The organism is Flavobacteriales bacterium, assembly GCA_013001705.1.
Classification (GTDB): Bacteria; Bacteroidota; Bacteroidia; order Flavobacteriales_D; family JABDKJ01; genus JABDLZ01.
Genome location: JABDLZ010000067.1, coordinates 1 through 18,366, shown reverse-complemented (window position 1 = coordinate 18,366; position 18,366 = coordinate 1). Strand labels below are relative to the sequence as shown.

Sequence of the window (18,366 nt, the reverse complement as noted above, 5' to 3'; positions counted from 1 at the left end):
GGATGATCAGCGTCTTCTGTAATTCCGCGATTTGCTTCCGTTCTTCCGGCCTCTATTGCTGGACGCTTTTCCTTTACCTCGGCCTCTGTTACTGCTCCTTTGGGTCACACTGCTGCGTAATTGAACGTCTTTGTGTTCTAGTAGCTCGATGTCATCTCCTGTGATCGTAACAGTGCCTTTGGCCAATTCATTGAACTGCTTGATGATCACTTCATCCTCTACAGCATCCCTATTCCAGGTGAGATAGAATCGCTTCATCAGGTTGGCCACCGTATTGATGGCATTCTTGCGATCTTCTTCTTTCTCGATCTGTGGGATGGTATCTATCATGTCCTGGATAGACTTCCCGTAATGACCGTAACGAATGCTACCGCTCGGATACGACACCTTTTCAGGCTTGGTGTCGAATGTCTCTTTGGTAGGGATGGGATAGGGAGAATCTACATCGAGTTTGAAATCCGAAAGGATGAAAAGATGGTCCCAGAGTTTATGATTGTAATCCTCAACATCCCTGAGTTGTGGATTGAGCTGACCCATCACCTTGATGATGGCGTTCACTACTTTGTTTCTTTCTTCTTTGTCTTCTACGCTCAACGCATAGTTGACCATTTTCTTCACATTTCTTCCATGTTCGGGAAGTACGAGATCCGGCCGTGCCGTGTTATATTCTAGATCCATGATCTTGATTGAGGCCTCACCGTAGATGCAGGTCGAGGCAGATTAGACAAAAGCAAAAGTAACATTATATGACATGCCCATTCAGGATAAGACCTTGAGTTTTGCGAACTTGAGCAGCAGGACCTTCTTGCCAGCTCCCGGAAAGAAGATGGTCGCTTTGGTGTCTGGAGCATTTCCTTCGAGCTTCAGGATCTTTCCTTTTCCGAATCGCGCATGTTCTACTTCCACTCCCACATCCAAGCCCTCCAATGTTATCGCGGTCGAAGTGGGAGCGGATGTGTTGTCCAGTTTCTTCAGTTTAGCAGGGATGCGTGGGCTGTTCAGTGGCTTCTTGGATGGCTTGGGCTTGGGGCTGAATTGGCCTTGTGTCCTCTTTGTAGTGCTCTGCCAAGCATTATCCCAGCTATCTCCGAATCCCAGGTTGCCGATATCACTGTCCTCCAGTTTCCAGTTGGCAGGGAATTTCATGAATTGATCATCGATCTCTTCTATGAATCTGCTGGGCTCGCAATAGATAAGATTTCCCCAACGGTAGCGCGTATTGGCCATACTCAACGTGGCACGTTTCTCTGCACGTGTAAGCGCCACGTAGAAAAGCCTGCGTTCTTCTTCCAGGTCTTGGCGGGTGTTGAGTGAGAGTTGAGAAGGGAAGAGGTTTTCCTCCATGCCTACAATGAACACGTAAGGGAACTCTAGACCCTTGGCCGCGTGTATGGTCATCAGACTGACATAGTCGTCCTTCTCATCGGTCTGATCGGCATCGGTAAGCAGGGCTACGTCCATCAAGAAATCCGACATGGTATCATCCAGGTCCTGCTCTCTTTGTTTCTCAGAGAAGTCCTTGATCCCGTTCAACAATTCTTGGATGTTCTCATATCGGCTGACTCCTTCTGGAGTCTTGTCATTGTAGAGTTCTTTGAGGATGCCGGTCGTCTTGGCCACCTCATGTCCAAGATCATAGGCGCTGGTCACCCTCATGCTCGCTGCAAAACTCTCGATGAGCGTAGTGAAGGCAGATAACTTACTGGCTGTACCCTTATTGATGGGCAAGGCATATCTAGCGGGTTCTCTGATGACCTCCCACAAAGAGACTCCATGATTCCTCGCACTGAGTGTGATCTTATCCAGGGTGGTCTGACCGATTCCACGGGTAGGGTAGTTGATCACTCTTTTCAGCGCTTCTTCATCCTTGTGATTGCAAATCAGTCGGAAATAGGAGAGTAGATCCTTGATCTCTTTACGCTGGTAGAATGAGAGTCCTCCAAAGATCTTATAGGGAATATCCAATTTGCGGAGCGATTCCTCCATGCTCCTCGACTGCGCATTGGTACGGTACAGGATGGCGAAATCACTCTCTTTGGCCTGCTCCCTCATCTTGATCTCGAAGATGGATTGGGCTACCATGCGCCCTTCCTCATTATCCGTAGCTGCTCGCATGAGGTGGATGGTATCTCCCGTATCGTTATCGGTCCAGACTTCTTTCTTGATCTGATCCTTGTTGCGCTCGATGACTGAGTTGGCCGCTTGTACGATATTCTTAGTCGAGCGGTAGTTCTGCTCCAGTTTGAAGAGGACGTAGTCTGGATAATCCCTCCGGAAATTTAGGATGTTCTGGATATTGGCCCCTCTGAACGAGTAGATGCTCTGTGCATCATCTCCTACTACACAGATATTCTCATGTACTGCGGCCAGTTTTCTCACGATGAGGTACTGCGCAAAATTGGTATCCTGATACTCATCTACCAAGAGATAGTTGAATCGATGCTGATACTTGTGAAGAGCATCGGGGAAATCTCTGAAAAGTACATTGGTCTTGTATAGTAAGTCATCGAAATCCATGGCTCCTGCCTGGAAACAGCGTGCAGCGTAAGCCTTGTAGAGTTCACCTAGTTTAGGTCTTCCTGATGCTTCATCGGCTATCTGCACTTCCTTGTTGGCCATGTAGGCCTCTGGCGAGATAAGATTGTTCTTGGCCCCGGATATACGATTGAATACGATTCCCGGTTTATAGATCTTATCGTCCAGTCCGTGTTCCTTGATAATGGACTTGATCAGGCTTTTGGAGTCGGTCGTGTCATAGATGGTGAAGTTGGACGGATAGCCCAGTTTCTCTGATTCGCCTCTCAGGATACGAGCAAAGACAGAGTGAAAGGTCCCCATCCAGATATTCCTAGCCTCACCGTAACCCACCACACCAGCAATACGGTCCTTCATTTCCTTTGCGGCCTTATTGGTGAAGGTCAGCGCCAAAATGGAAAATGGATCGACACCGCTCTTGATGAGATGCGCGATGCGATAGGTGAGGACACGGGTCTTTCCAGATCCGGCACCGGCCACGACCATCATCGGTCCACTGATGTGCTGTACAGCCTGTCGTTGGCTGTCATTCAATTCATCTAGATAACTCACCTTGCGAAATTAGATATCCACCCCGTGAACCTCTTCAGGACAGGGTAGCATTATTCAACGATCAAGGATTTTCGGTCGGGATAGTCTGTGATTATACCATCCACGCCTTGCTCGATCAGACTTCTCATGTCTTCCACCTCATTGACCGTCCAAGGTACCACGCGCATGCTACATGCATGACAGTCAGCGATGAGTGTCTGATCCAGGAGGTCGTATCGAGGTCCGATGATGGGTGGAGTATAACCAAGTTCTGCAATGACCTCTGAAGGACTGAAGATCTCATTCAAGAGTATCGATTGACGGATGTTCGGTGCTTGGGATCGAAATGCTTTCAATATGCGCTGATCGAAAGACTGGAGCACACATCGTTCCTCGAAGCCGTACATGCGGATGACCTGTAAAACGAGGTCTACGAATTCCTCTGGTGGAGGATGATAGATAGTGTCGAATTCAGGAGCGGACTTCAGTTCTATCGTGAATCCTATGGATTGGAATCTGGGATCAGAAGTCTCGGATGCAATGGTATCGAAGAGTTCGGAGAGCAAAGGCCGTGTCACAGGCATGGAGACCTGTTGTGGGAATCCTGGGTGTTTCCGTCCACAGTCGAATCCAGCGATCTCCGCGTAATCCATCTGATAGAGGTTCAACTCTTTCTCTACTTCCGGACGCACGGGTCGGCCATCTGGAAAAGAACAGATGGTGGATGGCATATAGGGCTCATGTGCGATGACCACCTGATGATCTTTGGAGATGACCACATCCATTTCCAGATAGTCCATGCCGAGATCGATGGCCTTGAGAAAAGCTGGTATCGTATTCTCTGGAAGCAGACCTCTGCATCCTCTGTGGCCATGCCACTCTATGTTCCTCTGGGAATTCAACGCTGGTATGGCTGTACTTCTTACCGTACCAAGGTAACGATACCGCGATAGCTGCGTTTTTCTACCGAACCTACCCTACGCACTTCAAGCTGCCATTGATAGACAGAGTCACCGGAGTAATAGTTGGCATCATCTGCTCCTTGACCTATCCATCGCTCATTGATGTCCGTGGTCTCCCAGATGACCTGTCCGTTTCTGCCGTAGACTTTGAGGCTGTACTCCTCTTCGATAGCGCCTGTGATGATCGGTGCCCAGGAATCATTCACTCGGTCATTATCAGGGGTGAATGCTGAGGGAACGTGGACGATGAATTCTCCGTCTATCTGAACGTCCTGACATGTAGTGTCAGCACAACCGAATTCATTCATGACCACCATACAGACCGTGTATGAATGTGGGACATCCCTATCGGGTAGATCCAATACGGGAGTAGCTTCATCAGAGAAGATGAGACTGTCTAAGAACCACATATATTGTTCTGCACCGGAAGAGAGGTCTTGGAAGGTCAGGATATCCTCTGCGATGGTCGGTTCGGTGGGTGTGTAGCTGAAGCCTGCTATAGGAAGTCCATAGACCTCGATGAGGCCTTCGATGGTCGTGTCGATCACGCAGCCTTGTACAGTCTCTACGTAGATTCCTACGTCATATGTGTCTTCTCCTGTAAGGGGAATCGCGATCGAATCACACGTGATATAGGTCTGGCCATTGACCGTCCAAACACAGCTATCTCCATAGAGAGATAAGGGAATCTCAGAATCCAGTATCAATTCGCCTTCGCCACAGATTCCAAGATCGATATTCGTAGTGTCGAATGCTGGAAAAGGGTGTGCACTCACAGTGACAGTGGCCAGATAATCGATTCCACAACCGTCATCGACAATGAATGTCAGTTCTTGGTCCCCTAGAACAAAAACATCGATGGAATCAGCAGTCAATGTGTCAGCACCTTGCACCCACTGGTAGGAGAAGGGGCCTCCAAACCCTCCTGAAGCAGAACCACCGATAGTGATGGTCTCGAGAAGACATAGGGTCGTATCACTAGAAGTCAGGATTTCTGGTGCCGGAAAGTTCTCCAGAACGAGTGTGTCCACATCGGTGTTGGAGCAATTCACATCACTGATGAAAGAGACTGCGTACTCCCCTGACTCGGTCACAGTAAAGGTGAGGGAATTGTCGTCAGTGGAGAAATCTTGGAACAGGGCGCCATTGAGTGTGACAGTGAGGTCGAAGGGAGCCGAGCCTTGAAGCTCGACCAATAGGTCTACCGGGGTTCCTGTACATACGGTGTCCAATCCTGAAAGTACCGCTACCGGAGCAGGGATTTCCGTAACGGTTGCAGTTCCATTGGCCACTCCCGTACATACCATATCGCTGACAGAAACGATGGTATAGCTTCCGGCTTGGTCCACTTCCCATTGACCACTTGCGACAAAGAGGGTATCGTTCGGTTGTGCTACTCCATCTATCTCATAAGCGATCGCCCAAGGACCGCTTCCCGTGAGCAGTAGATCCAGTTGTCCGGTAGTGCCTTCACAAATGGTGATATCACCACTCAGGTCTGCAGTAGGAGCTTCTGTAGTGGTCACCTCGGCTGTTCCTTGTGGGTCACCGATGCATTCTCCATCGATCAACAGCGAGGTGATCTCGTAAGTACCCGGTACAGAAACATTGAGTAAGAATGGGTTGTCCGTGGTGCTTACCGTTCCCTGATCCACTCCATCAATCGTATATCCTACTTCATAGGAGCTTGCATCTTCTGAGAAGGTGATAGTCAATTCTCCGGACTGCCCTGTACAGATCACCAGATCGGAAGGGATATCAGAACTGATCGGCTCTGAAATGCTGACCGTAGCTAGTCCAGACACTAGAGCAGTACAGTATGCATCGATTCCTGACAGGGGTTCATAGTTACCTGGAACAGGAGTCAGTAGGGTAAATGGGGAGGCATTTATGGTAAGTGTAGGCTGTACGATTCCGTTCAGCATATAATCTACTTGCCATGGACCTATTCCGGTGCAGGTGAATATCACTTCAGCATTGGCCCCCTGACACACTTCTCCACCCCCAGATATCTCAATGGTAGGTTGATCCAAGGCGATTACCTCGGTCTGACCATTGACATTTCCTGTACATCCTAGATTCCTCACCTCTGATGCAGTGTAGATACCTCCGGTGGAGACGGTATAAGTGACCAGCCCTGGGGTGGGTGAGTTGATCACATCTATATCGACCCCGTCTTGAGAAATGGTCAACTGATAAGGCGGTGACCCAAAGAGGAAGAAACTGATATCAGTAGTCTCACCTGGACAGATGGTGTCATTTGCCGGTGATACGTTGGCCGTAGGTGGAACATACTGTGTCACTTGGGCCGAGGGGTAAGGCGGATCGATAGGGCAATCACTGTTCGAGAACGAGTCGATCTCATAAAACCCGGGAGTGCTCGCATTGATGATAAAAGTCGTAGCGGCTGAGCTGGCCGATCCCGCGGGATTGCCATCGATGGTCCAAGAAAAGTCGAAGGGTGGAGTACCTATGAACTCCACTATCAGATCGACAGACCCCCCTATACAGAATCCGGTGTCTGCGGTCATCGTAATAGAGGGTACAATAGGATTCGGTGCGGTTACAGAGCCACTCGCGGGGACTTGGATACATGTCGCGTCACTGATGCTGACCAATTCATAGAATGCACCTGGGCTAGCGGCTACACTGGTAGAGAAATCAGAAGTACTTATGCTATTGGGAACTCCATCACAGAGATATTCGATCGTGAATGGAGAGTTTCCTGTCATATCAAAAGTCAACATAGGTGAACTAGGAGGACAACCTCCAGATGCACTGATGCTCACAGTGGGAGGCAATGCGCAAGTGGGTCCGCAGCCCAGTGTAGCATCGATCACGATGAGTTCATCCGGTGCACATGATGGATCAGACAGTGAGCCTGACTCCCCGTCACTGTATGTGTTGATGGTGATCGAAGCGTCCAGGCCATCGTTAGAACCATCCGGTTCACAGCCTATGGTGGCTACATCGAAACAAAATGTCCAAGGCAAGGCTCCTGCACATGCATCTCCGACATTGTTTCCAGGATCGCCATCGTTGTCAGCATCGAAGAAGAAACCAGGTCCTGTCACTAGTCCGGTACCGGTGCTGGTCACCGTAGGATAGAATCCCCATGTGCCCGTGCCACTGCAACTTGCCGGTGAACTGACCGGGACAAGTGTGGCCGGATCCAAAGCTGGACCTAAGGTGATGTCGAATCCATGGAATTCCAAGGGAGAATCTCCATTCCAGTCTTCGATGGTCACACAGAACGAATAATCGGTGCCGCCAGAACAACTATTCCCAGGTTCGAAAGGCGGATCGATGAAGGTGGAGTAGTCGATGAGACAATCCACAGCCGGGCCGATAGGCACACAGCTGACATCAGCATCCCAACCGATATCTGTGAAAGAGGCATCAGAGAAAAAGTTCAGTGTCAAGCAGGTGCCGGTAGAGATGATTGTATTGATGGTGGTGCCTGTAAAGGGGCTTCCTGCCACTTGGGGAGCAGTGTCGTCCGGGCCATCGTATATAGAGAGGAAATCAAATCCGATCTCTAAACTGAACTCATTGAAAACGATCTCTAACCCATCTATACCGTTGTCAGAACAGATCGTGATCGTGATGTCTTGGTTATTCAGGTAGTTTGAGACGGTAGACCCCTGGTCTACCAGATTACCATCACAGGTCGAGAAGTTGCTCGTGAACCCATCCATGATAATAACGTCTTGAGCCATCAAGGAAAGGGACACGGTCATCAATAAAAGGACCGAACACGCAATAAATCTCTTCATTCTATAGAGGGAATAGGAACAAAGGCGTGAAATTAACCTAAAAAACCCTCTGAGAAAGGAGATTAAATCGTCAGATGTTTGATGCTCAGTCCAGGGCTTCAGCCACCTGCTCAGCGATTACATTGGCCCAGATGGCATGTTGATCTGCCGAAGCATGGAGAGAATCTTCTGGCACATAAAGGAACTGATAGGCGCTCTGGCTGATGGGATAGATATCGGCAATACGTGCTCCTCTGCTCTGAGCCTCAGAGATGATCACCTGATTATAGGCCTCGATCATAGCTTGAGCTTCTTCGGGGCTTCCTGCACTTGTAGGCAGACCAGGCGTGCTACTGTAATCCGGTAGGGTCACGCAGATCACTTTGGAAGGGTCATCGGTCCGTGAAATGGCCTTGATCAACAAGGCAGCGAAGTCGGTCTGAAATTCAGCGCTCGTCCTTCCACTCCAGTGATCATGGGCTCCGCACATGAGGGTGATGAGATTCTTGCACTTTGCCTCAGCTTCAAGTTCCATGTGCATTGAAAGAGCACTCGTGAGGTCTCCGTATTCACCTATCTGTTCATAGGCCGACACTACGTGACCTTGTGATTCGATATACTCGGCTATTTGATCGGTCCAAGCTGAATCAGAATGGATGTATAGTCCTGAGCTGAATTCATCTCCAACTGCCCCATAGTGCACAGTAGTCGCATAATCGATTCCACACGGGTCGATGATAAGTGTCTCGGCACTTTCCTTTTTGCATGCGAAGAGCAGAAGGAGCGCGATGATAGGACTGAATTTTATTGCAATGCTTCTCATAAAAGAAATACCCTGACCAGTCAGACCGGTCAGGGTAGATATACGGGTTTTATCCAGGTCGGTTTCAGCCGGTGATGCCCAATTTGGTCTTCACCATGGAGGAAACGTCCTCACCTCCGGTGTATACGACTGTTCCAGTGCCTATATCGAAGATGTAGGTGAATCCATTTTCCTTGCCCACTTCATTGATGGCATTCTGTACCTTTTCGATCATAGGTGTGAGCAGTTCTTGCTGCTTCTTGGCCAGATCCTCCTCGGCACGCACCTGGAATTCCTGGATGCGCTGCTCCATTCCTACGATCTCGTCACGCATGTCTGTAGCAGTGGAGGTAGGAGTATCTTCAGGTAGGGTCTGGAAAGTCTGTACCTTGTTCTGATACTCGGCCATCAAGGTCTTCATGCGGTCTTCCAACTGTGTGTTCAAGGTCTGGAGCTTATTTTCAGCTTCTGCCCTTTCAGGTAGAAGTTGAAGGATCTCTTGACTGTTGATGTGTCCGAGTTTGCTCTGGGCGCTGATGGAGGTGCCTATTATCAATAGGGCTCCGATCATTAGTAGTCTTAAATGATTCATTTTTCGTCTGTCGTTGTCTTGTTTAACTTCTTCTATTTACCACGTGGAGAATCTCCAGTATTTCGTTGCGGAGAGCTGCCACCACTTCCTTCGCGGCCTTGGTCGCTGTCGCTATCAGATTTCGTGTTCTGTCCGGGTCTGATTCCCATCTTCCTTAAGATCCTGTCGCTTTTATCGTATTTCGGATTAGCATACAGGACTCCCGCCTGACCGGATCTATCGAATATGGCCTCATAACCACCTTCATTGGCAAATTCCCTGATAGCATTGAATATCTGTTCTTGAATGGGTTGGATGAGTTCTTGCCTCTTCTTAAAGAGGTCACCTTCTACTCCGAACCTTTGCTTCTGTAGGTTCTTGGCCTCGCTTTCCATGCGAGTGATCTCTTCTTCTCGCTTCAGTCTCATTTCTTCCGTGAGAAGAACGGCCTCCGCTTGATAGGCCTTGTACATACGCTCGATTGTGGCGTAACGGTCTTCTATCTCGGTCTGCCATTGAGCCGCTGCAGCATCCAGTTCTCCCTGCGCTTCAGCGTAGGCCGGCATATTCTCGAGCACATATTTCGTATCCACAAAGGCGAACTTCATCTGAGCCGATAGACTCACTGCCGCTGTCATGAAGAGGGCTAGGAACAAGGATTTGCGCATCATGTCGGAATGTCTGAAAAGGGTTGCGAAATTAAGTCAATCGATCAGAGTTCCCCAAGATTCATGCCAATGGTAAAGTGGAACTGTCCCTGAGGCATGGTAGGTTGATTTGGCACATCATCGAATCTCCAACCGTAATCCAGTCCCATCAGACCGAACATTGGAAGGAATATACGCAGGCCGATACCGCCTGATCGATAGACGCCCAGAGGCTGATAGTCCACGAAATCATTCCATGTATTCCCGGCCTCCAAGAATCCGAATCCGAAGATGGTAGCACTCGGATTTGGCGATAATAGATAACGTAATTCCATGGTGTATTTGGAGATGAATGTGGCTCCTGTCTCCGGACTCAACGATAGGTCGTCATAGCCCCGCAAGGCAATGATCTCCCGACCGTCCAATTGGAATCCTGTGAGCGCACTACCTCCTAGATAGAATCGCTCGAATGGAGAGTCATCCAGGGTCTGGTTGAATTTTCCGAGATAGCCGAGACCTACCTTGGAGAAGAGTACCAGTTTATTTCCGCCTTGCTCATCCTGCGCACCCAGTGGGGTGTACCATTCAGAGGTGAATTTCCATTTATGATACTGCACCCAGTCGAATTTCTCGGAATCACTCAGACTAGGCGAGTAATCCCTACCCAACTCGAAAAATGCTCCTGGAGTGAATCGCAGGGTACCACCTATCCTTGATCCGCTGGAGAAGAAGATGGGATTACCATTCCTTGAATCCCGATAGAGCGAAGTGGTGATGGCCGCGTTATTGGATCGTCCATTGGCGAAGGTGAAGATGTTACCGAAATTCTGCAGTTCGTAATTTTGATAACTGGCCGTCATGAACAGCTGGAAATAGTCGTCAGGAATGGTGAGTCGTTTACCATATCCTACGGAACCTCCCAGGATCTTCAACTGCTGACGATTGGGGTTGGTGACAGTCTGCCCTTCAGAATCTATGATGGTCTTTGCTGCGCCATTGCTCTGTAACGATAAGGATCCACTCACGCTGAATGAATTGGGTTTTCTGCCACCCAACCAAGGCTCAACAAAGGAGAGGGAATAGGCCGAGAAGAATTGCCCATTGGTCTGAGCTCGTAGTGCTAATCGCTGACCATCTCCTTTGGGAACGGGTCTCCAGGCCTCGCCATTGAACAGATTCCGTATGCTGAAGTTATTGAAACTCAGTCCCAAGGTACCCACGACCCGTCCAGCTCCCCAACCTCCTTGGAGTTCTATCTGGTCAGAAGGTTTCTCCCTGACCGTGTACTCGATATCCACCGTTCCTTCTGAAGGATTCTGGATGGGATTGATGCCAAAAGCAGTCGGATCGAAGTATTGCAATTGGGCCAACTCACGCTGGGTACGTATGATATCCGATCGACTGAATAGATCACCCGGACGTGTACGTATCTCACGAGTGATCACATGGTCGTTTGTGATGGTATTCCCTTTGATGATGATCTTGTTGATGTAGTACTGCTTCCCCTCATACATCCGTATCTCCACATCGATGGTGTCGTTGTACACTTTGGTCTCTACAGGATTGGCACTGAAAGAGAGGTAGCCGTTATCCAGATATAAGGAGCTCACATCATCCCCATTCTGACTCATGAAGAGTCGTTCCTCCAGCTTGACCCGATTGTATACTTCTCCTTTGTTTATCCCTAATCGGTTATTGAGATAATCGGTGCTGTATTTGGTATTTCCCAGCCAAGTGATCTCTCCGAAGTAGAATTGATTCCCTTCTTTCAGATCGATAGAGATATTGACGGTGCGGTCATCGTTCACCCAAACACTATCTTCTAATACCTTGGCATTCCGGAATCCTTTTTCATTGTACTTGGCCAACAAGGCACGCCTGTCTTCTTCAAACTCTCCTTCCACATATTTGGATCGCTTGAATAGGCGATACCATTTTTTCTCCTTGGTCTTTTTCAGGGTGCGTTTCAAAACTTTATCACTGATCTCTTCATTGCCATCGAAATAGATCTCATTGATCTTATATCGAGGCCCCTTGGTCACGTAAGCATCGATGAATTTCGTGTTGTCGATGAGGTCGCTGGTGCGTTCTTCGAATCGGACCTCGGCTCGCAGGTGACCTTTCTTGCGGTAGAAATCCCGGATGATGTTCAGAGAATTGGTCTTGTTGTTCTCAGTGAGGATCTTCCCTTTGATCAGGGGGATGGCCTCCACCAGATCGTCTTCTTCTGATTTAGATACGCCTTTCTTGAATACGATACCTCCATAGCGTTCGCGTTCCTCCACTTCAATCACGAGAAATATCGCTTCACCTCGTACATCGGCTATTCCTATGCTTACATCTGCAAAAAGGTCCTGGTCCCAGAGATTCTTTATGGCTTTGGGGATGCGTTCTCCAGGCACGACCAATCGATCCCCTTCCTTGATTCCAGCAAATAGTTTGATGGCCTGTACATCAGTGGATTCGGCACCTATGACCGTGATTCCGGCCACAGTATATTCTTGCGGGCGACCTAGGTCAACTTGGGCGCGTAGGTCGATGATACATACTGCGCAGAGGAGGAGTGTCGTGAGAAGTGACTTCAATTCTTTGTGATTTGTTCTGAGACCATACCGAATCTTCTTTCTCTGTTCTGGTAGGAAAGAATCGCCTCGTAGAAATGTTGTTTTCGGAAATCAGGCCAGAGCACCTCGGTGAAATAGAGCTCGGCATAGGCGATCTGCCACAGTAGGAAGTTACTGATGCGTTTTTCCCCGCTGGTGCGGATGAGCAGACTGGGATCTGGAATATCGTGTGTGCTCAGGTGCTTGGATACGATACTGGAGTCGATCTCATCCGCTGCGAGCTCCCCACTGGCGACCTTTTCTGCGATCGCGCGTATGGCGTTGGTCATCTCCCACCGGCTGCTATAGCTCAGCGCGAGTATCAGAGTGATGTCGTCATTCTCCGCGGTACGTGCCATACCGTCTTTGAGTGCATTGCAGCATTTCGGGGGTAGATTATCGAGATCCCCTATGGCTTTGAGTCTCACGCTCTTGTCATCCAACTCATCGATCTCGTCCATGATGGTGGTGACCAAAAGGTCCATCAAGGCATCCACCTCCTCTTTGGGTCGATTCCAATTCTCCGTACTGAAGGCATAGAGAGTCAGGTATTTCACGCCAATCTCTCGTGCCGTTTTCAGGGTCTCTCTGACCGATTCCACGCCATTCATATGACCGAAGATGCGCTCCCTACCTCTGCTCTTGGCCCAGCGACCATTGCCATCCATGATCACAGCTACGTGCTCAGGGATGTTGGTATCATCTATGCGCTCTTTCAGTAATTTCTCCATGCTCCGTCTATGCCGCAAAAGTATTGAATTGTGGCCTTGAATCACTTCCAACAGCCATTGCCATCTTCACCGAGGCGCACGCTGAGTATGAGCCCGGTATATATGTACCAATCGCGGTTCTCAGGGTTCCCACGTAGGAGTCCGATATTGCTTCCATCGGGTCCCATAGGCTCCAGACTTCTGTCGGCCAATTCAGCCGCTAATTCCAGACCGGCATTATCACGTACGAGGGATGGGTCGGCATATTGACCGCTCACATCGTCTATATAGTCGGTCCAAGTCCTGCGTATGCCCCATTCGAGATTCAATGCCAGACGTTTGCCGAATCCAGCTTTGAGACCTAACCCGAATGGGATGGCCAGATGCCCTCTGCCATAAGGGTCGTCATATCCCGTTGCTCCTTGGGCCTCTGTATGTATATCTATGAGCTCATAATAAGCACCATCGAGTTCTGCCTCTGGATTCATATTGAAATAGGCCAGACCTCCAAAGACATAAGGTGTGAATCCCGTACCGATGCGACCCAGGCGATACTCGTAGAAGTTGATCTCCAGGATCATGGCCAGTTCGGTCATCTTGTTCCGGAAATTCAGATTCCGATTGACCAGATCAGGGTCCTCATTGTCCGAATCATAAGCTTCTACGTGCAGTCTCTTAGCATGCAGTCTGACCGCATGACGTTTGGTGAGGTTGAACCTATAGAGTCCACCAAATGCAAATTTCTTCCTTGGACCTAAATGCTTATAGGGATTGATGTCGCCAATGTAATAGCTGTACCCGGCTGTGATGCCTATCTCACCATAGGGGTCTACCGGCTTTTGGGCAGCAGATTCATCTACAAGTGCCAAAGCGCTGATAAAGAGGGATATCAGAAGACTTCTGAGCATGATTCTTTCAGAATGCAAAGTTGTCCTTTTTTATTGTGTAGATAGGCCTATTCCTACGAGTATTGAACAAGACTGGACTGCGGGGAACATTACATTTGCGGGCGATGAAACGCATAGGTGTACTTGGGGGAGGTCAATTGGGCATGATGCTATTCGAATCCATTGGTGACCTCCCTGTTAGACTCTCTTTCTTAGACCCGGATCCAGCATGTAGTTGTGCAGCTATTGGAGCTGATGTGGTCCTTGGTGATTTCAAGGATTTCGATCAAGTGCTCGCATTCGGCCGGAATAAGGATATCGTCACAGTGGAGATTGAGCATGTGAATACCGCTGCCCTCAAGGAATTGCAGACTTCGGGCGTAGAAGTCTATCCACAACCTGATATCCTGGAATTGATTCAGGATAAAGGACTTCAAAAGGAATTCTACAGAGAGAATAAGCTTCCCACTGCACCTTATTCCCTCATTGCATCTAAAAACGAGATAGACCCTGCTCGATTCCCATTCCCATTCGTTCTCAAGTCGAGGAAAGGAGGGTATGACGGCAAAGGGGTCGCCTTGATCCGTGATGAAGGCCAGTTGGACAATGCGCTATCCGGCCCTCTGGTCATCGAGCACCTGGCCGATATTCAGAAAGAACTCTCGGTCATCGTAGCTCGGGATATTCACGGTGAGGTATCTTCTTTTCCTGTTGTGGAGATGGAATTCGACCCGGAGGCCAATCTTGTAAGTGCCTTGATCAGTCCGGCCGAGCTAGAGGATGACTTGGCTGAAGAAGCCACTTCATTGGCCGAATCCCTTATCCGGAAACTGGGCTTGGTCGGACTATTGGCTGTGGAAATGTTCCTCTTGAAGGACGGTCGCATATGGATCAACGAAGTCGCCCCTCGGCCACATAATTCAGGTCATCAGACCATAGAGGGCAATAGCACATCGCAATACGCACAACATCTACGCGCCATAGCTGGACTAGGATTGGGGCCCACAGAAGCACTAGGCACTGCTGTCATGGTCAATCTACTAGGCGCTGATGGCCACCAAGGACCAAGAAGGATCCTAGGTCGAGAAGAGGTCGAACACGTCAACCATGCTCATCTACACGACTATCACAAGGCCATCACTCGACCCAAAAGGAAGATGGGACATATCACCGTGGTCGATTCAGATAGGCAGAACGCACTGGAACTAGCACTCGACCTGCAAAAGAAGGTCTCCTTTGTTTCTGACCGGGAAATGGGTGACTGAGATTAAGGGATAGAGAGAATTCATACATTTAAGCCATATGAGCGCAGCAGTGGGAATCATCATGGGTAGCAAGAGTGACTTGAAGGTCATGCAAGGAGCTGCTGAAATATTAGGCCGATTGGGTGTGGAGTTTGAAATGGATGTAGTCTCGGCCCATCGTACTCCTGAAAAAATGATGGACTACGCGAGAACGGCTAGAAGTCGGGGACTCAAAGTCATTATAGCCGGTGCAGGTGGGGCTGCCCATCTTCCGGGAATGACCGCTGCGGCTACTACACTTCCTGTCATAGGAGTGCCTGTGAAGAGTAGCAACTCGATCGATGGCTGGGACTCTGTGCTCTCCATTTTGCAGATGCCCAAAGGAGTGCCAGTAGCCACAGTAGCATTAGATGCCGCAGCCAATGCAGGCCTACTTGCTGCACAGATACTTGCGACCAGTGACATGTCATTGGCCGAAAAGTTGGAACAGTATAAGCAGGAGATGAAGAACAAGGTATCTACCATGTCAGACGAAGTCAAACATGCCTAGGATCAGACATATCTCCTCCTTGCTGCTATGTATGTTGGGACTACTGAGCTTTGCTGGCGGTGAGATCCAACCTCGAGGTGCACAGAGCATGGCCATGGGGAACAATTCCGTCATGTTGACCGGACTATGGAGTGGATTCAATAATCAGGCGGGCCTGGTCGGATTGACCGATCTACATGCAGGAGTCTACTATCACAATCTATTCTCTGTAGGTGGCTTGGCCGATCAAGGCTTCATCGTGGCCTATGGAGATGGGCAGAGATCCGTAGCGATCAATGTCAGCACCTTCGGTCAAGAGGTGTTCTCAGATGATAGATTCGGATTGGCATATGGGATGAAGCTCGGAGAAAAGCTCGATATGGGTATCCAGCTCAATTATCACAGCAAGCGTATCCAGTTCGATGAGTATGGTTCCCATTCTACCCTCACGGCCGAGATCGGTCTGATCTCCCACTTGACCGATGACTTCGATCTAGCATTCCACCTGTTCAATCCATGGCAGAGTACGCTGCTCAAGAATGAATTGGTCGATGAACGGATTCCCACGGTGATGAGTATCGGAGGAGCCTATCGATTCAGTGACAAGGTGCAATTGGTATCCGAGGTCACCAAAGACTTGGACATGCCTACCGTTCTCAGAGCGGGTATCGAGTATCGGGTCGTAGAGGTGGTCTATCTACGCGGAGGGATATCTACAGAACCCACCCTGAGTAGTTTCGGTGCCGGTGTGGACTGGAACGCCTTGCGTTTTGATGTGGCAGCCAGCTATCATCACGTATTGGGCTATTCCACCCAACTGTCGTTAAGCTATCGCTTCAACGATGGAAAGAATTGACCTGACATCCCTATTTTCAGGAGTATTCCTTTGCTTTTTTGCAGCCCTATCTGCCCAGACCGAGCAGAAGGATATCATCGAGCAAAGCATAGAGGTCATTGCCGAGATCAATGAAGATTCAGAGGTCGACTACACAACCTTGATCGATGACCTCACCTACTTTCTCGAACGCCCCTTGGATATCAATCAGGCCCAGCGTGAGGACTTCCAAGCATTGGGATTCGTCACCGATATCCAGATAGATCGTATCCTCTCACATAGAGAGACATTCGGTCGCTTCATCGCATTAGAAGAATTGCAATCGGTGGCAGGTCTTCCCTGGAATGTCATCTTGATGCTCAGGAATTTCACTTCGGTCAATCGGGATCTCGATGACCTCAATATCACTATGAAGGACCTTCTACAGAATAGTGAGCATGAACTCTTCCTCCGAACGGATCGCATCTTGGAAGAACTTAAGGGTTCGGGTCCGATTTCCAGCGATGAATTGGAAGAGAACCCGAACAGTAGGTTCCTAGGAAGCCCATGGAGGCACTATGTACGCTATCGCATGCGCTACCAGAATCGCGTGAGTATAGGCTTTACCGCTGAGAAGGATGTTGGGGAGGAATTCTTCACTGGTACGCAGAAGAATGGCTTCGACTACTATTCGTTCCATGCCTATGCAAGTCGTATCGGCAAAATCGATAAGGTGGCTATCGGGGACTATCAGATACAGATGGGACAAGGCATGACCATGTGGTCTGGATTGGCATTCGGTAAATCTGCCAACCTCTTCTCCATCAAGCGCAATGGACGAGGTGTGGTACCCTATCGATCGGTAGATGAGAACAATTTCCTCAGGGGAGCAGCCGTGACACTGAAACACGGAGATTTCGATCTCACACTCTTCGGTAGTAAGAAGAAACGAGACGCCAATCTGCTTACCGGAGATACGTTGGACCCTGAGCAGGCAGTCTCTTTCTCTGCCCTGCAGATCAATGGATTCCATCGCATACCCAGAGAGGTTGCTGACAAGAATGTCCTCGGTGAGACCATATACGGTGCAGAATTGAAATGGTCCCATAAGGGATTCAGAGCAGGCGTTCGAGGCGTCAAGCTCGATCTTGACCGCGAGTTCCAGGTCAGTCCTTCGGACTACAATCAATTCTTCTTTCGAGGTCAGGAACTGAGTGTTCTGGGAGCAGACTATGAATACGTCAAAGGCAATCTCAACATTTTCGGTGAAGTGAGTCGCTCGAGCAATGGGGCTCTGTCCGCCATCAATGGCGCCTATCTGGTATTGGATAGAAGAATGACCCTGGCCGTGCTTCATCGCACAGTGGCCAAGGATTTCCAAGCTGTCTATGCCAATCCCATCATAGAAGGAAGTCGGGTCTCTAATGAACATGGACTATTGATGGGTACGGTCATTCGCCCGGATAACAAATGGACCATCACCACTTGGATGGACCGATTCAGCTTCCCTTGGCTCCGTTTCCAAGTGGATGCCCCCTCCAGTGGCTTCGAATTCCTAGGGCAAGTGGTATACCGCCCCAATAGACGGGTAGAAGCCTATTTCAGATACCGGTATCGAGAAAGACCGCGGAATGTGGATGTCGAAGACCTAGCGATCGATCAAGTAGGGCAGACCGTACAGCGCAACTATCGACTGAATACCCGCTATAGAATATCGGAGACTGTACAGTTGAGAAGCCGGGTCGAATTGACGGATTTCTACAGAGAGGGAAGGAC

14 protein-coding genes are annotated in these 18,366 nt (G+C 49.3%); 4 read left to right on the top strand and 10 right to left on the bottom strand.

Annotated features, from left to right (window positions below):
- Positions 1 to 6: 6 nt before the first annotated feature.
- The 10 genes from HKN79_02640 to HKN79_02595 all read right to left on the bottom strand — a co-directional run bounded on the left by HKN79_02640 (position 7) and on the right by HKN79_02595 (position 14,024).
- A complete protein-coding gene (locus HKN79_02640; GenBank protein ID NNC82447.1) occupies positions 7 to 678 on the bottom strand; it encodes a DUF4290 domain-containing protein in 672 nt (223 codons plus the stop codon).
- An 81-nt stretch (positions 679 to 759) separates the two neighbouring features.
- Positions 760 to 3,087 (bottom strand): UvrD-helicase domain-containing protein, encoded by a 2,328-nt coding sequence (locus HKN79_02635; GenBank protein NNC82446.1) that lies wholly within the window; start codon positions 3,085 to 3,087, stop codon positions 760 to 762.
- A gap of 50 nt (positions 3,088 to 3,137) precedes the next feature.
- On the bottom strand, positions 3,138 to 3,968 hold the full coding sequence (locus tag HKN79_02630; protein NNC82445.1) for a glycerophosphodiester phosphodiesterase: 831 nt from the start codon (positions 3,966 to 3,968) through the stop codon (positions 3,138 to 3,140).
- 20 nt (positions 3,969 to 3,988) lie between these two features.
- Positions 3,989 to 7,804: a hypothetical protein gene (locus HKN79_02625; GenBank protein NNC82444.1), complete on the bottom strand. Its 3,816-nt coding sequence runs from the start codon at positions 7,802 to 7,804 to the stop codon at positions 3,989 to 3,991.
- A gap of 85 nt (positions 7,805 to 7,889) precedes the next feature.
- Positions 7,890 to 8,606 (bottom strand): hypothetical protein, encoded by a 717-nt coding sequence (locus HKN79_02620; GenBank protein NNC82443.1) that lies wholly within the window; start codon positions 8,604 to 8,606, stop codon positions 7,890 to 7,892.
- Between the two features lie 64 nt (positions 8,607 to 8,670).
- Positions 8,671 to 9,156, bottom strand: coding sequence for an OmpH family outer membrane protein (locus HKN79_02615; GenBank protein ID NNC82442.1), 486 nt, complete (start codon positions 9,154 to 9,156; stop codon positions 8,671 to 8,673).
- 53 nt (positions 9,157 to 9,209) lie between these two features.
- Positions 9,210 to 9,827: an OmpH family outer membrane protein gene (locus tag HKN79_02610; GenBank protein ID NNC82441.1), complete on the bottom strand. Its 618-nt coding sequence runs from the start codon at positions 9,825 to 9,827 to the stop codon at positions 9,210 to 9,212.
- 41 nt (positions 9,828 to 9,868) lie between these two features.
- Positions 9,869 to 12,388: an outer membrane protein assembly factor BamA gene (bamA, locus tag HKN79_02605; GenBank protein ID NNC82440.1), complete on the bottom strand. Its 2,520-nt coding sequence runs from the start codon at positions 12,386 to 12,388 to the stop codon at positions 9,869 to 9,871.
- Positions 12,385 to 13,125, bottom strand: a complete 741-nt coding sequence (locus HKN79_02600; protein NNC82439.1) for an isoprenyl transferase — start codon at positions 13,123 to 13,125, stop codon at positions 12,385 to 12,387. The genes bamA and HKN79_02600 overlap by 4 nt, the downstream gene beginning before the upstream one ends.
- A gap of 53 nt (positions 13,126 to 13,178) precedes the next feature.
- Complete coding sequence (locus HKN79_02595; protein NNC82438.1) at positions 13,179 to 14,024, bottom strand: hypothetical protein; 846 nt, start codon at positions 14,022 to 14,024, stop codon at positions 13,179 to 13,181.
- A gap of 104 nt (positions 14,025 to 14,128) precedes the next feature.
- Between HKN79_02595 and HKN79_02590 the strand changes: the two genes are divergently transcribed.
- The 4 genes from HKN79_02590 to HKN79_02575 form a co-directional block, all read left to right on the top strand.
- On the top strand, positions 14,129 to 15,268 hold the full coding sequence (locus HKN79_02590; protein ID NNC82437.1) for a 5-(carboxyamino)imidazole ribonucleotide synthase: 1,140 nt from the start codon (positions 14,129 to 14,131) through the stop codon (positions 15,266 to 15,268).
- 37 nt (positions 15,269 to 15,305) lie between these two features.
- A complete protein-coding gene (purE, locus tag HKN79_02585; GenBank protein ID NNC82436.1) occupies positions 15,306 to 15,797 on the top strand; it encodes a 5-(carboxyamino)imidazole ribonucleotide mutase in 492 nt (163 codons plus the stop codon).
- Positions 15,790 to 16,632 (top strand): hypothetical protein, encoded by an 843-nt coding sequence (locus tag HKN79_02580; protein NNC82435.1) that lies wholly within the window; start codon positions 15,790 to 15,792, stop codon positions 16,630 to 16,632. The genes purE and HKN79_02580 overlap by 8 nt, the downstream gene beginning before the upstream one ends.
- Positions 16,619 to 18,366: helix-hairpin-helix domain-containing protein (locus tag HKN79_02575; GenBank protein NNC82434.1), on the top strand; the 1,748-nt coding region annotated here is incomplete at its 3' end. The genes HKN79_02580 and HKN79_02575, both read left to right, overlap by 14 nt.